At 44.4% G+C, this 14,368-nt stretch carries 16 protein-coding genes and 8 tRNA genes; 9 read left to right on the top strand and 15 right to left on the bottom strand.

What is annotated here, in order from left to right:
* The first annotated feature begins 47 nt into the window (after positions 1-47).
* Both FFM84_RS00115 and FFM84_RS00110 read left to right on the top strand, forming a co-directional pair.
* Positions 48-1,841 (top strand): glycerophosphoryl diester phosphodiesterase membrane domain-containing protein, encoded by a 1,794-nt coding sequence (locus FFM84_RS00115; protein WP_130846116.1) that lies wholly within the window; start codon positions 48-50, stop codon positions 1,839-1,841.
* 179 nt (positions 1,842-2,020) lie between these two features.
* Complete coding sequence (locus FFM84_RS00110) at positions 2,021-2,224, top strand: hypothetical protein (RefSeq protein WP_130846117.1); 204 nt, start codon at positions 2,021-2,023, stop codon at positions 2,222-2,224.
* A 415-nt stretch (positions 2,225-2,639) separates the two neighbouring features.
* Here FFM84_RS00110 and FFM84_RS00105 read toward each other — a convergent pair whose 3' ends face one another.
* The 6 genes from FFM84_RS00105 to FFM84_RS00080 are packed head-to-tail and all read right to left on the bottom strand — an operon-like array spanning position 2,640 to position 8,746.
* Positions 2,640-3,164, bottom strand: a complete 525-nt coding sequence (locus tag FFM84_RS00105) for a shikimate kinase (protein WP_130846118.1) — start codon at positions 3,162-3,164, stop codon at positions 2,640-2,642.
* Position 3,165: 1 nt separating this feature from the next.
* Entirely contained in the window at positions 3,166-4,263 is a 1,098-nt protein-coding gene (locus tag FFM84_RS00100; protein WP_130846119.1) for a prephenate dehydrogenase, read from the bottom strand.
* Complete coding sequence (gene aroA, locus FFM84_RS00095; RefSeq protein WP_130846120.1) at positions 4,260-5,570, bottom strand: 3-phosphoshikimate 1-carboxyvinyltransferase; 1,311 nt, start codon at positions 5,568-5,570, stop codon at positions 4,260-4,262. Before aroA ends, FFM84_RS00100 begins: the two co-directional genes overlap by 4 nt.
* A complete protein-coding gene (locus FFM84_RS00090; protein WP_130846121.1) occupies positions 5,558-6,106 on the bottom strand; it encodes an amino acid biosynthesis protein in 549 nt (182 codons plus the stop codon). Before FFM84_RS00090 ends, aroA begins: the two co-directional genes overlap by 13 nt.
* The gene (gene aroC, locus FFM84_RS00085; protein WP_130846122.1) at positions 6,106-7,278 is read right to left on the bottom strand and encodes a chorismate synthase; all 1,173 of its coding nucleotides are present in this window, start codon (positions 7,276-7,278) and stop codon (positions 6,106-6,108) included. The genes FFM84_RS00090 and aroC overlap by 1 nt, the downstream gene beginning before the upstream one ends.
* Entirely contained in the window at positions 7,271-8,746 is a 1,476-nt protein-coding gene (locus tag FFM84_RS00080; protein WP_130846123.1) for an MFS transporter, read from the bottom strand. Before FFM84_RS00080 ends, aroC begins: the two co-directional genes overlap by 8 nt.
* Before the next feature lie 584 nt (positions 8,747-9,330).
* On the opposite strand from FFM84_RS00080, the gene FFM84_RS00075 reads away from it, so the two are divergent.
* Together FFM84_RS00075 and FFM84_RS00070 are read left to right on the top strand one after the other, a co-directional pair.
* Positions 9,331-10,170: a metallophosphoesterase family protein gene (locus FFM84_RS00075; protein ID WP_130846124.1), complete on the top strand. Its 840-nt coding sequence runs from the start codon at positions 9,331-9,333 to the stop codon at positions 10,168-10,170.
* Between the two features lie 109 nt (positions 10,171-10,279).
* Positions 10,280-10,801 carry a GNAT family N-acetyltransferase gene (locus tag FFM84_RS00070; RefSeq protein ID WP_130846125.1) on the top strand — a complete coding sequence of 174 codons (522 nt, stop codon included), beginning with the start codon at positions 10,280-10,282 and terminating at the stop codon, positions 10,799-10,801.
* Positions 10,802-10,819: 18 nt separating this feature from the next.
* Here the strand turns inward: FFM84_RS00070 and FFM84_RS00065 are convergent, their stop codons facing one another.
* On the bottom strand, positions 10,820-11,299 hold the full coding sequence (locus FFM84_RS00065; protein WP_130846126.1) for a hypothetical protein: 480 nt from the start codon (positions 11,297-11,299) through the stop codon (positions 10,820-10,822).
* A gap of 119 nt (positions 11,300-11,418) precedes the next feature.
* Between FFM84_RS00065 and FFM84_RS00060 the strand changes: the two genes are divergently transcribed.
* From FFM84_RS00060 to FFM84_RS16360, 5 genes are all read left to right on the top strand, one after another.
* Positions 11,419-11,733 (top strand): hypothetical protein, encoded by a 315-nt coding sequence (locus FFM84_RS00060; protein ID WP_130846127.1) that lies wholly within the window; start codon positions 11,419-11,421, stop codon positions 11,731-11,733.
* A gap of 90 nt (positions 11,734-11,823) precedes the next feature.
* Positions 11,824-12,183 (top strand): hypothetical protein, encoded by a 360-nt coding sequence (locus tag FFM84_RS00055; RefSeq protein WP_130846128.1) that lies wholly within the window; start codon positions 11,824-11,826, stop codon positions 12,181-12,183.
* 124 nt (positions 12,184-12,307) lie between these two features.
* Positions 12,308-12,784: a hypothetical protein gene (locus FFM84_RS00050; RefSeq protein ID WP_130846129.1), complete on the top strand. Its 477-nt coding sequence runs from the start codon at positions 12,308-12,310 to the stop codon at positions 12,782-12,784.
* 152 nt (positions 12,785-12,936) lie between these two features.
* Positions 12,937-13,143, top strand: coding sequence for a hypothetical protein (locus FFM84_RS00045; protein ID WP_130846130.1), 207 nt, complete (start codon positions 12,937-12,939; stop codon positions 13,141-13,143).
* Positions 13,144-13,302: 159 nt separating this feature from the next.
* Positions 13,303-13,437 carry a hypothetical protein gene (locus FFM84_RS16360; protein WP_263854330.1) on the top strand — a complete coding sequence of 45 codons (135 nt, stop codon included), beginning with the start codon at positions 13,303-13,305 and terminating at the stop codon, positions 13,435-13,437.
* Between the two features lie 172 nt (positions 13,438-13,609).
* On the opposite strand, the gene FFM84_RS00040 is transcribed toward FFM84_RS16360, so the two are convergent.
* The 8 genes from FFM84_RS00040 to FFM84_RS00005 form a co-directional block, all read right to left on the bottom strand.
* A tRNA-Leu gene (locus tag FFM84_RS00040) sits at positions 13,610-13,694 on the bottom strand.
* Positions 13,695-13,747: 53 nt separating this feature from the next.
* A tRNA-Cys gene (locus tag FFM84_RS00035) sits at positions 13,748-13,818 on the bottom strand.
* 22 nt (positions 13,819-13,840) lie between these two features.
* Positions 13,841-13,912: transfer RNA gene (locus tag FFM84_RS00030), tRNA-Gln, on the bottom strand.
* 7 nt (positions 13,913-13,919) lie between these two features.
* Positions 13,920-13,992: transfer RNA gene (locus FFM84_RS00025), tRNA-His, on the bottom strand.
* Between the two features lie 5 nt (positions 13,993-13,997).
* Positions 13,998-14,071 (bottom strand) — tRNA-Trp (locus tag FFM84_RS00020).
* Positions 14,072-14,079: 8 nt separating this feature from the next.
* A tRNA-Tyr gene (locus FFM84_RS00015) sits at positions 14,080-14,162 on the bottom strand.
* 5 nt (positions 14,163-14,167) lie between these two features.
* Positions 14,168-14,240, bottom strand: a tRNA-Phe gene (locus tag FFM84_RS00010).
* 52 nt (positions 14,241-14,292) lie between these two features.
* Positions 14,293-14,365, bottom strand: a tRNA-Val gene (locus FFM84_RS00005).
* Positions 14,366-14,368 lie beyond the last annotated feature (3 nt).

The raw sequence follows: 14,368 nt of genomic DNA, 5'->3' as shown, positions 1-14,368 counted from the left end.
CCTGAATATGCTAAACTATAACTAAATCAATTTTAGGGGGCTTATCCATGGGGGCATGGCGTTTTTGGTGGGCTGGCACCCGCCGCTTTTATCAACACTGGGGCAGTTATGTAGCCTTGATTTTTGGCACTAACCTAGTCATCAGTTATTTAGCAATTCCATTTTTTAATTGGGCTTTGGAAATGTTACTCAAATCCCAAGGCGTAGCCTATGTATCCTATACAAATTTCGGTAATATCATCGTCAAGCATCCCTTAGCGGCGCTTGGCATGCTCGTCATCTTACTGGCCATTATTATTTTAGTTTATTGGCAGTTTGCGTTCTTATTACTCGGGATTACCAATATTTTAAATGGTCGGCTCAAAACGGTTCGAGCAGTCATGCAAGAGACCATTCAAAGTTTGCATGACACGTCCATTAGTACGTTTATCTTTTTTATCGGCTATTTTATTGTTATTTTACCGTTTGGGAGTTACCTATTCACCACCCCACTGCTCAATAAAGCCAAGATTCCAGCATTTATTGTCAGTTTCTTGTTAGAAAAACCATGGATGGCTGTGGCACTCGTTGTGTTCTACTTAGTTGTCGGTTATCTGGGGTTACGACTAATGACGTTACTACCGTTAATGATCATCGATCAATTGCCATGGCGTGTGGCGGTTAAACAAAGTTGGCAGCAGAGTCGTCATCGGGTCTGGCGTTACTTTTGGCATTCAATCATCATTTTAGGGATGGTGACCGTGCTAGTAACAGTCATCTATGCCGCGTTATACCTAGCACAGCTTTATTTTGATACCACTAATTTTGGGATAGCGGCCGCTACGGTGAATTTATTCATCATGGAAGTCATCACCGAAATCATTATCTGCTACACAACCGCAATTTTTATGATGTTGATTATTGCCAGTTACCGCCAAGATCTTAGCTTACCAAGTGCCGACCAATTACATTTCAATGAAGCCCCACGATTACGGCGGTTAACTCGGAGTGGCGTGGTGATTGGTTTAACGTTAGTTAGTGGATTATTAGTGGTTTTCAATTTAGTTTATTTAAACGGTTTAGCCATTTCTAAACCACTCATGATTTCTCATCGTGGCGTGGATGATGGCAACGGCGTTCAAAACACGATTCCAGCGTTAATCAAAACGAGCCGTGAAAAGCCGGACTACGTTGAGATGGATATTCAGGTCACTAAAGACCATAAATTCGTGGTCATGCATGATACGCGCCTCAAAAATTTAGCTGGGATCAATAAAAAGCCTAGCCAACTTACCTTGAAGCAATTGCAGAAGATCACGGTCCGTGAAAACGGCCATCAAGCCAAGATTCCAAGTTTTGACCAATATCTCAACGCGGCCATTAAACATCATCAAAAATTGCTCGTTGAAATCAAGACGTCATCGGCTTATCGACGTCAAGATACCAAAAACTTTATCAAGTGGTATGGCAAGAAATTACTAGCCAATCATGAGCAAGTCCATACGTTGAGTTACAAAGTCATGAACGACTTAAAAACATTAGATTCAAAACAATTTGTCAGCTATATCATGCCCTATAACTTGACCTTCCCATATACAAAGGCCAACGGTTACACGATGGAAGTCACCACTCTAAACGATCAATTCGTGGATAAAGCGGATCGTCACCATAAGACGGTCTATGCTTGGGATATCGATGATACTGATCAAATGGATCAGATGATGTTCATGGGCGTCACCGGTATCATTACGGATAACCTTCATGAAATGCAGGCAGAAGCTAAGAGCAACACCGATCATCCTGGTTACGCTAAATTATTGTTAACCTTTATGAATGAGCTTAGTTTGACATCGAACGATTAAATATTAAAGCCAGCCTTGAGTTGAGATAATACCAACTCAGGACTGGCTTTTTGTATTAGCATCATGTTTTAAATTCAATTATTAGGTCAATACGCTAATGAATAGTTAACCTTTTAAAATCAGCCACCGCGGTCTATAGTCCTATGTCAATAAAGGTAGATTTACGAGGAGGAATTAGCTTGCGAGCGTTTATTAAGATTAAAAAACATGATCTACAAGATGATTACCAACAATTAGCTCAAAGAATCTGGGAAATTAAAACTCCTGATCCTTGGGTAAACCATTTGGGTTCAAACGAGGCCTTAAACGCGTTATCAGACTTTGGCTTTGGTATCATGCCTTCAGACCTCAATAAAGAATGGAACAAGGTCAAGGTTCATTAGGATGCAGCATATATTTATATTCATGAAACACACAACAAAAATGTAGTCGTCGTATATTCTGAATTCACCCTTGAACTACCATTCAATCAAAAAGCCTTCTATAACTTAGTTGCACACTTAGCTGAGGAGCTCGATGGCGTGATTAGTGAAGACGATCAAACATCCTGGATAAGTCTAACCAACTTTCAACGGAAACACCACGAAATTATGTCGGCTAATTTCAACGAGTTGCTGACCGAAAGTATCGAAATCGGCAAAATAACCGACCCAGTCGATGAGCCAGACTTCGATAAACTTTCCTACGACATCTATGAATAAGCCGCATTCACCACATCATAAAAAAACAGACCAAATCCCATGGCAGAACCTGACTCGGTTCTACCATGGGATTTAATCTGTTTTCAAGCTAATATTGCTAAGCTTGTGCCACTTGTTGTGCGGGCTTCGCTAACCAGTCTTGAATCGTCGTGACAATTTGTTGTGGCGTCAACGTGTCTGTTGAAATCACTAAATCAGCCGTCGCTTCGTATAACGGTGCCCGGCGATGTTTTAAGGATAACAACGCATCCGTATCCAAATCATTGACTAATGGCCGACTCGCATCGCCCATCACTCGTTGCAGCGTCGTCTCATCACTGGCGTCTAATAAAATCACCGGCACCGCACTCGCTGTTAAAATCGCCGCATTGGCCGCGATTGTCGGCGTACCGCCACCCGTGGATAAAATACCGGGTTGTTGCAAAGCCGCTCTTAACGTCTGTTGTTCCAATTGCCGGAAGTAACCTTCCCCTTTTTCCGCAAAAATGGTCGTAATCGCCTGACCGGCACTGCTCACAATCAAATCATCTAAGTCCGCATGTTCCGTCCCAGTTTGTGCTGCCAAGAGTTGGCCGACCGTCGTTTTACCACTGCCCATGAATCCAATTAAAATTGCTTGCATCCTAATCTCTCCTAACAATTTGGTAGTCCGCTGCTTGTAATAACGTTGCGGCTTGATCGCGAGTAGCGGCATCACCAAACGTCACTTGTAAGACGCCATCGACTTCTTCGCGAATTTCTAAAATATGAATATTCACTAAACTCAACTCAGCCGCCGCTAACCGTTGCGTCACATCGGCGAGTGCCCCGACTTGATCAGGAATGTTTAAGAATAAATCGTAAAAGTTCGGTAAACTGCCGAGATGTTCAGGTCCCAAATGATCCCGAGTCGTTTTCGCAGCCGCAAAGAATTGCGTTAATTGCGCCGTATCTTGAGCGGCAATCGCCGTTTGAATCTCAGCCAATTCAGCTTGATAAGCCTGCAACTGTTGGATAATCAAATCGGCATTGTTTTGTAAAATGGCGGTCCACATGGTGGGATCAGCTGAGGCAATTCGGGTAATGCTTTTAAACCCACCCGCTGCTAACCGTAGGCCCAATGGTGAATCTGCCAAGGCCGCTTGGGTTTGATTCACTAACGCGGCAGCCACAATGTGTGGTAAATGACTCAGTTGCGCCACTAAGCGATCATGTTGCTTGGGCGTAACCGTTAACCATTTAACATGAGTAGCTTGTAATAAGGTCTGTAAGTTATCCAAGGCACTTTGCGGCGCTAAACCGGGAACTAAGAAATAGTAGGCATTTTCAAACAAATCCGCCCGCCCCGCTTGAACACCAGCTTTGTGTGAGCCGGCCATCGGATGACCACCGACAAACGTAAATCCTCGTTGTTGCAACGGTCGGGCTGCTTTTAAGACCGTTTGCTTGGTACTCCCAACATCGGTAATGAGTACTTGTGGTTTTAATGGCAACGTGGCTAAGATCGCTAAGTCGTCACAAATCACACTGACGGGCCCCGCTAAAATAATCACATCCGCTTGTGGGGCGGCCGTCGTTAATTCTGTCGCCGTTGCATCAATTAGCTGGTGATCTAACGCATAAGTTAAACTGGCTGATTGCACGTCTTGACCAACAATTGTCACATCTGGATGTGCTTGGCGAATGGCTAACGCGAGCGAACTCCCAATTAAGCCGAACCCTTTGATTAAGACTTGTGTCATGCGTTGCTCACCTCCGTTGGTAGTAAGTGTTGTAAATCTGTAAAGAATCGTGGGTAAGAAATATTAATCGCAGCTTCATCAGCTAACGTTGTGGTTTCAGTTAATCGCAAAGCCGCTACCGCCATCATCATGCCGATTCGATGATCACCATGACTGTCAAAGACTGGCGTTTGAAGCTGCCAGTCACCACGACCATCAATCGTGAAGCCATCCGGTTGTTCGGTAATAGCCACACCTAATTTCTGCAATTCAGTCACGATGGTGGCAATCCGATCTGTTTCTTTGAAGCGTAGTTCTTCGGCCCCTGTAATATGGCTCACCCCATCGGCGGTCGCAGCTAACAAGGCTACTAATGGTAATTCATCAATCACCGCTGGAATATCTTCGGCCCCTAAATCAATTGGGTTTAATGATGCGGCTTTTACAGTTACCGTGCCTAGTGGTTCACCAACACTTTTTGCCGAAGTTACCGTCACATCGCCACCCATTCTTTGTAAAACATTGAGTAACCCAGTTCGCGTAGGGTTAAGCCCAACTTGGGTCAAACGTATGTTAGACCCAGGAACAATGCTGGCAGCAGTCATGAAGAAAGCCGCTGATGACATATCGCCCGGAACCGTCACCGCTTGTCCTTGCAACTTAGGTTGCGGTTGAATCGTAATCGTTCGACCATCGGCGGCGGTTTGAACATCGCCACCAAACGCGTTTAACAGCCGTTCTGTATGGTCGCGGGTCGGTAACTTTTCAATAATTGTACTGGCAGTTGGTGCCTGAATTGCTGCCAAAATTAAGGCACTTTTGACTTGGGCACTGGCGACTTGTAACGGGTAATGATCGGCCGCCATTAGTGATCGCCCATGAATATGCATCGGCAAATGCCCATCGGTTAAGTCAATCTCCGCCCCCATTGTCGCTAACGGCTGTTGGACCCGCGCCATCGGTCGTTGACTGAGCGAGGCATCGCCAACTAGCGTACTGTCAAAAGTTTGTCCGGCTAATAACCCAGCCATCAAACGCGTCGCGGTGCCAGCATTGCCCATATCGAGTGGTTGAGCCGATGCCGTTAAGCCATGTAAGCCGCGTCCTTGAATCGTGACTGTAGTGTCATCGCGATTAATGTCGATACCTAATTGTTGCAGCGCCGTTAATGTCGATAAACAATCATCAGCTGGTAAAAAGTTGGTTAAGGTCGTTTGACCCATACTAATTGCCCCTAACATTAGGCCACGATGGGAAATACTTTTATCCCCCGGCACTGTTAATGTTCCTTGTAACCCCGTGGCGGGGCGTGACGTTAATGTTTGCATGTGTCATCATCCTTAATCTGATAAACGCACCACACCATCGATGGCGTGAGCCGTTTTAGTATTTTTTCGTTGGCCGACAAAGTGACGTTTTTTTCATTCGTCAACACATAGCCGGCTTGATTTTCTTGATATTGTTGATAAGCCAAAAACTTGCTGGCCGCCGTTTGAACGACCACATTGCTCACCGTTCGTTTTAATAATTGGGCGGTCGCGGCGTGCGTATACCCGATTCGATTATCAGCATCGGTTCGGGCAACCACGACCAATGGATCGAGTTCAGTCATAAAACAAGTGGTCAAGGTCATCTGACTAAGTAACGCGTAATGGATATCACCCCAACTGGCTTGTAAACTTGGCGACTGAAACGCCGCTGGAATAATGAGCCAATCGCCGGCATAGGCTGTTAAATGCGTTAAAATCGTTTCAAAACTCGGATGCCCGATAATTTCAGCTTGGCCCTCACAGGCAGTTTCGTTGTAATATTGGGCCGCCGCGTAACTATCGGTCACCGCCGGACCTAACGTATGCAACCGCATTAGTAGGCCTGCAATTCGTCGCGGTAAGTTTGGATAGTCGTTTGCAAACGTGCTAAGTTACTACCATCAAAGGTTGCCGTTAAGGCCTTCGCCAATTCGATGGCGACCACACTTTCAACGACAATCGACGCTGGCACAATTGCCGTGGTATCTGATCGTTCAACACTGGCTTTTTGGACCGCTTTCGTTTGAATATCAACACTTTGTAACGGTTTGTATAGCGTTGGGATCGGCTTCATCGCCGCTTTGACAATAATTGGCATTCCATTAGTCATGCCACCTTCAAAACCGCCTAGGTGATTCGTCAATCGTGACCAACCGTCTTCGGCATGCCAATCGATTTCATCCATCACTTGGCTTCCATAACTCCCGGCAGCGGCAAAGCCATCTCCAATTTCGACACCTTTCATCGCATTCACACCCATCACTGCGGCGGCTAATTGCCCGTCTAACTTAGTGTCCCAGTTGGTGTAACTGCCTAATCCCGCTGGCACGTTGGTCGCAACGACGCGAATCACGCCGCCCAACGTATCGCCAGCCTTTTTCGTGGCGGTAATCAGATCATGAATCTCATCAACTTTCGTTTGATCGGTAATTCGTAAATCATTGGTCGTAATGGCATCGTTTAATTCAGCGACCGTAACACTCGCTTCTGTGGCATCGGCGGTGATTGACCCGATTTGTTGGACGTAACCCACGAGTTCAATGCCAAGTTGCGCTAAGAGTTGTTTACAAACTTGCCCAATCGCCACGCGCATCGCCGTTTCACGGGCCGATGAGCGTTCCAAAACGTTTCGTAAATCACGATGACCGTATTTCATCCCACCGACTAAATCGGCATGGCCCGGACGTGGGCGGGTAACTTGTCGCAAGGTATTTTCTGGGGTCGCCGGACTCGTTGGGTTCATAATATCTGACCAATGCGCATGATCGCGATTTTGAATCGTTAATGCTAATGGTGAGCCAAGTGTCACGCCATGTCGTAACCCACCAGTAACCGTCACCGTATCATGTTCAATTTGTTGGCGATTGCCACGGCCAAAGCCCCCTTGACGAGCCGCTAAACCAGCGTTGATCGCCTCAATATCTAAAGTTAAACCAGCGGGAATTCCAGTTAAAATCCCAGTAAGTTGTGGACCGTGTGATTCTCCTGCAGTGACGTAATTAATCATGTGATAGTTCCTCCTTCGACGCGGTGGTCGTTACTTGAGTTTCAGTCGTTTTTCGAGCGGTTTGATAAGCTCGTGAATTGGCCATAATGGCTTCGTAAATAGCTTGTAAATATGGTGTGTGGGCTGCCGCTTGACTCTTTTGCGCCACGCGATCTAGGACAACAGCTTCGCGACTCGCATCTAAAACGGGTAATTGTGCCGCCTGTTTGAGTTCACCAATCGTGGTGACCGTGTCAAAACGTTGATTGAGTAAGTGAATAATTTGTTGATCAATCTGGTTAATTTGTTGGCGTTCGTGGTCAAGCGTTTTAGTTGCGCGTAAAGCCCAAACCGCGGTTGCCACACAAATGACGCCAGCTAAGCCAATGATCAAATCAAAACGCATCGCTGCGCCAATACTTTGTTTGGATAACCAGCCAGTCACAATTGGAATCGTGAAGGCGGCGATACTGCCAAATGTAAAGAAGATGCCAGTAACCGTCCCTTTGGCACGTGGGTATAAACGGATAAATAAGTTCAAACCAACTTGCATCATCCCACCAGCAGCGGTGAAACCAAACATGAAGGAGGCGATAATTGATAGCCATGACCAGTTGGTGTAGCAAACCACGAGTAACGCCACTAACGCACTAGCATTCATCGTGACTAATAATTTACCTTCAGCCATGCCGCGATGTAGCAACCAGAAGGTCACTAACACCCCGGTAATGGACCCGATACTGTAAAGCGATAGCAATAAGTGGGCCAAGACCCGTGAGTAACCCATTTCACTAGTGACAAATAAACTGATCCATTGGGTGTACAAGATCATGACCGCCATTGACGTGTAACCGTAACCGGCTAAGCTCACGCTGGCAACACCCCGCCGCCATTTTGGTAATGGTTGTGTTTGGGCAGTATCACTAGCATCGGTTTGATTCCGTACTGGGAAGGTTTGCCGATTAAGTAAGACCAAGTTAACGAGTAAAATAACGGCAGCTAGTAAGAATGACCAGCCGTACCATTGATTGGTACTTTCTAAGCTAGCAATGAACAATGGCAAGATGAATTCACCAGCGGACATGAACGCTTTGATTAAGACATTAGCTGACCCTTGACGGCCACCCATTTCAATAAACGTTGTGTATGTCCCTGAATCTAAAGCTGAATTGGCAATCCCAGCTAAAATGGCTAACCCGTATGCGACTTGAATGTTGGTCACAAACGCCATACCGATGAAGAAGATCAAGTAGCTGACCATCCCTAGATTGATAAATAACTTTCGGCCATAACGATCAGATAATTTTCCGAATAAGAAGTAGGCTAATAATCGCCCAACCCCGATCCCAGAAACCACGTAAGAAACGGTGGCGATTGGCGTTTGCCAATGTTGGCTTAAGGCTTGCATGTTTTGGGTCAAAATAATGAGCCCAATCCCGTGTACTAAGTAATTGAGGTATAAACTTAAAGATAATGTTCGACGTTGCATCGCGGTCACTCCTTAGATGATTAAAAACGAATTAGAAAAACAAAAAAGCCAGCTAGATTTAGAAATCTAGCTGGCTTAAAAAACCACGATGGAATAATTGGATTTTATCCCAGCTAGACTTCTGGTGTCTAGCTGGTCAAAGACAAAAATGACTTTGCTCACCTTAGACACGAACGTGTTTACCGTCCGCATCTAAGAAACTGATACGAACGCTACCTAAAGTAATAAAAGCCAAAATAATACGCGTTGGTGGTGAGTAGTTGAGTCATAATTATCTTTCCTTTCCGTTAAGTTGATGTTTATATTAAAGCATTCTCATTTTGCACTGTCAACCCTAATTCTATTTTAATTTAGTTTTGTCGTATTTTTCGGTAAAATAAAAGCCGTTATCATCGTTCGGATGACAACGGCCTGAAACGAATTGGCTTGAATATACGTGCTGATATATTTCGTTCGTTCCAATCAATAGCGTAACAAAGTTAAGTTGCGTAAACTTTGCAGACCAGTTACAGCCGGTTAACAAAATCGAGAAGAAATGTTTAAGTCTGTAAATAATTAGTTAAGGATTAATTGGAGGTTATCACATGTTACAAAGAATCGCTGTCTTGTCGGACATTCATGGCAATGCCACTGCCCTAACTGCCGTTTTGGCCGATGCTAAAGCCCAACAAGTGACCGATTATTGGACAGTCGGCGATATTACTGTCCGTGGTCCTGAAGCTGAACGTTGCTTACAATTATTAGAAACCGTTGCCCCCAGCGCTTACGTGTTAGGCAATCATGAACAGAACTATCAGAAAGTTTTAACCGCAACACCGGAAAACTTTACTAAACCGAAACAAGTCATGGCGACCATTTTAACGGCTTATGATCGCCAACAATTGTCGTCGGCGCATTTTGAACAATTAATGCATTTACCCTTAACCGTGACCAAAAAAGTTGGCCGTTTAACCTTTCGTTTGCAACATGTTTTACCAAATTTTGCGAGTGGTCACACGCTAGCACCGACCGCCCCGCAAGCTAACTTTGATCAAGCTGCGACGGGTAATCCTGACGTCATCATCTACGCGCATACTCACCAACCCCTAATGCGCTATTCCAGTGATGGTCAGTTGATCTTAAATGCCGGTACCGTCGGCTTACCAACTGCGCTGCGACCGGCCTTACGTCAACATCAAGCCATGTATTTATTATTGACGATTGATGAAAATGGCTTGCAACAGATTGATTATCGCCAAGTGCCTTTTGATTGGCAACAGGCCATCCAAATTGCCCGTGACCACAAGCTGCCCTACTTGCCATTCTATGAACAAACACTATCAACTGGCGCTTATCAATACGATCCATCAGCCGTAGCCGCTTACAATGCCAAATATCAATTAGATGCCCAAGCTGCGGCAATTTTACGAAAAATCGGACAATAAAAATATTCTAAGTTTTGAGGTCAAATTCTTTCAATTTAACGAATTTTCTGTATACTGTTTAAGTCAGCTTGCAAGCCAAGTTGAGGATTTAAGAGAGGAGTTACGTCACATGTACTTTGAAAAAGCCACTTTAAATGATTTAGACACGATCATCGATATTTTGAGCGATGGTCGTAACCAATTAGCCGAAGCCGGGGTCAACCAATGGCAAGGCGATTACCCTTCCCGTAACCAAATTACTGAAGATATTATGAATGGTTCAGCATACTTATTCCACGCCGATGATCAAGCCACAGTCGGCGCCGTTGCGGTTGTACCATCACCTGATGCCACTTACGACACGGCTAATGCCAAATGGTTGAATACCACTGAACCTTATATGGTAATTCATCGTGTGGCGATCCATTCTAATCATGCCGGTAACGGCTACGCCACGCAATTATTCGAAAAGATTATTGATCACATCATCCGCCGTCATCCTGAAATTAAAAGTATTCGGATTGATACTCATGCGGATAATCTCCCAATGCAACATTTAATCGGTAAAATGAAATTCGAACAAGTTGGCGAAATGGTCGGCGTTTATCATCAAGATGACGTCTGCTACGTCTATGAAAAAATAATTAAGTAAGTTCGTCAGCCTCGCTAATTAGCGGGGCTTTTTTTCGTTGACCATCATTCGACTAACCGGTTGTTGAAAAAAGTAGGCAAATTGTGCTTGACGCGCTGGTCGATCTAAAAAGACATAACTGCGTGGCGCCACAAAGTTCGAGAAACGCGTTTTAAGCGTTGCTAAACTGAGTTTGGGTAATTCTACAACTTTGCTGATTGGAATTGCGAGACCGGATTCTAAGCCCGCAAAGTATTGCCGTAATGATTCAGGATCAGCTTGTTCAAGTTGGGCGAGTTCATCGGCAGTTCCCCGAATCGGTGTCTCACATTGAATAAATAAGTCGACCCCACCGTTTGGCCCAGTTGTGTAAACGAAAGCCTGAAAAGCGTCCTGATAAAACCGTCGGCGATATTCGAATCGTTTAGTTTGCGTCAGGATGGCTTGCGTGTTTTCTGGATGTAAGGATAATAATAACGTTGGTCGATTAGGATCGTATAAACTTTGAATTGTTGGCATGACGTCGCTCCTCGTTCAAAATAAGCTTATTTTTAGTATACCCTTCCCGTTGCGTCAAGGTTAGCGTATATTGAAAAAGGATTATTTTTACAGATCACTTTACTTTGGAGGGGAACATTTTGAAATTCAAGCATCAACTTTTAACTGCAGTTTTAGCACTTGGCTTATTATTACCTGCTGGTTCCTTGTCCGCACAGGCCAGCTACTATCGTCATGCCTACGTCACCCGACCAACGACCGTTTATCGGTTTATTCAAGGTGATTGTTTTGCAGATAATCGGCTTGGCAAACGTCTACACTTAAAACGTGGTCGTTCAATTACGCTGGCGGCATTCTATCATATGGGAAAAGATGGCTATATGCTGCATGTCAAAGGCCATGGTCGTACTGTTTACTATGCACGAACTAATAGCACACACTGGTTCAAATACTAGATCAATACTGTACCCTAATCTGATCAGTTGTATTATTTTAAAAATAGCGCATAATAAATCCAGTTATTTATGTATGGGGGGCGTTTTAAGATGCGAATTAATAAAACATTATTGGGATTAGTCAGCTTAATGCTAAGTATGGGGACTCTAGCCTTAGCACAGCCGAGCATAGTAAACGCTGCTAGCTTACCAGCCGGCAATTCACGTTATTGGTATCATTTTCATCGTGTCCGGATTCGCAAGGGCACCTGGGCCTATAAAGTTAAGGTCATGACCCCAGCCTATAAGGATCATTTTGTAGCTAAGGTCTATTTGAAACCTGGAACTACAATTGAGGCAATTAATGGTGGTGCCAGCTGGCATTGGGTTGTTAAAGGGCACGGCTTAACCACCAATCAACACTACTTTTGGGTGACGAACCGACTGAATAGTCGTTGGTTGACTAAGTAATGACACACGGCATCTAGCATATTTAAGCTAGACGCCGTGTTTTTAGTTATTTATGATGTATTTAAGATGCACCATCGACCAAATACTGAAGTCTCTAAAAGCTGACTTTTTTGGAGTGAGTCAATTGAACAAAGGATTAATCCTGGCCGGCATTTTATTAAGCGGTCTTTTACTGGTAGGATGCAGTAGTACCCAAAGTAAAGATAACGCCAATACCAAGTCCAGTAGCTTAGTTGCTAACAACAAGAAAAAAGCGGTAGATTCTAGTAAAGCCATATCTGAAAGTAAGGCGAAGATTGAGCGCAAGACCAAAGCGTCCTCAATTGCAAAAAAACACTCTGAAGATAAAGCAAGTTCTGCCAGTGCCGCCAGCTCGTCAATCGCAGCACAACAAAGTAGTAAACAAGTAGCCGCAAGTCAATCTCAATCATCAGCCAACTCTGAACCAACTACTTTGACGGGCTTTCTGAATAAATATGGAATGTCACCTGCTGCTTACAAGATGGAACACGATGGTATGACTCAAGAACAAGCACTAAAAGCTACCCCAGATTCCATGGAAACATCCGGTGAGATTCAGATGGAAAATCAATACAAATGACTAGCTTAATAAGCTTTCTGTTTTTTATCACATTTTTAAACAAAGCTACCCTAATTGCGACATAACTAAGAAATATACTAATTATGTCGCAATTAGCACTTTGATCATTTGAATTATCTTTGATAATGTAAACTAATCAGGAGGTTTTTTATATGGCTGAATATACCGAGGCAAAGAAGCGTGCCAACAAGAAATGGGATACAGAACACAAAGAACGTATGCGCTACATTAATTCACGATCTACTGCTCGCAATTTCATTAAAAAGCAGGCCACTAAAGATGACTTGACAGATTTTTTGTCCCTAATTTCTGACCGTCAACAACTGTTGAATGACCAAAACGAGACTGAAATCAAATAGCATCATATAACGTATTGAGCATTGCACTACTAGAATGGCTAACTCGATAATTGTAATATTAAGGAGACCATTTTTAATGAGTATTTTTCAAAAGTACTTAGGCCAACACGAGATTACACGTTACCAGATTACCAAAGAGACGCTGTTGGAGCCTCTACCTTGCAACGAGTTAGTGATTCTAAGGGTGGCACCAATAGTATTTCTGGTCGTATTCTAAAAGCAACTGCACAAGTATTAAAAAAAACACCTGGCCAAGTGTTAGATGAAATGATTGAACTTGAAAAAGAGAACTAAAAAAGGTCCCTCGTCCTTAGTAAGCACTGCTACTTACCAGGGCACGAGGGATTTTCTGCATTTGATGGCTTGATCCTGTTGTCATATGTAGATTGTAGGCAAAAAGAAAAGCCTCCATATCAATGATATGAAGACTTCTCAAGGTACTTAGAGCTTCTGATGAATCTCTTAGTACCGGCGATCGGGGTCGAACCGATACTCCCTCAACGGGAACTGGATTTTGAGTCCAGCGCGTCTGCCAATTCCGCCACGCCGGCATAACATTAAAAACTTGGAACCTTACTGATCAGGATGATAACCGTCACAGGAAAGGCGGTAACCGGATTTGAACCGGTGATGAAGGTTTTGCAGACCTCTGCCTTACCACTTGGCTATACCGCCATCATTTTATTGCCCAAGCAAATTGGGTTAGCTGGGGTCGAACCAGCGCATGATGGAGTCAAAGTCCATTGCCTTACCACTTGGCTATAACCCAATCAAAGGGCGGTATGTGGGAATCGAACCCACGCGTGCCGGAGCCACAATCCGGTGCGTTAACCACTTCGCCAATACCGCCATCATGGCAGGGATAGTAGGAGTTGAACCCACATCGACGGTTTTGGAGACCGTTGTTCTACCATTGAACTATATCCCTATAAAAAATGGAAGGGAGTGGATTCGAACCACCGAACCCGAAGGAGCGGATTTACAGTCCGCCGCGTTTAGCCAGACTTCGCTACCCTTCCATAAATGGCGCGGGACGGAATCGAACCGCCGACACATGGAGCTTCAATCCATTGCTCTACCGACTGAGCTACCGAGCCATTACACTCATGATGTAACATATTAAACTATTACTGATGTAATATCAGTATATGGAGGATACAGGGCTCGAACCTGTGACCCTCTGCTTGTAAGGCAGACGCTCTCCCAACTGAGCTAATCCTCCATG

The sequence above is a fragment of the Lactiplantibacillus mudanjiangensis genome, from assembly GCF_005405385.1.
Lineage (GTDB): Bacteria > Bacillota > Bacilli > Lactobacillales > Lactobacillaceae > Lactiplantibacillus > Lactiplantibacillus mudanjiangensis.
The sequence above is the reverse complement of the archived record's forward strand: the minus strand, read 5'-3'. Positions and strand labels throughout refer to the sequence as shown.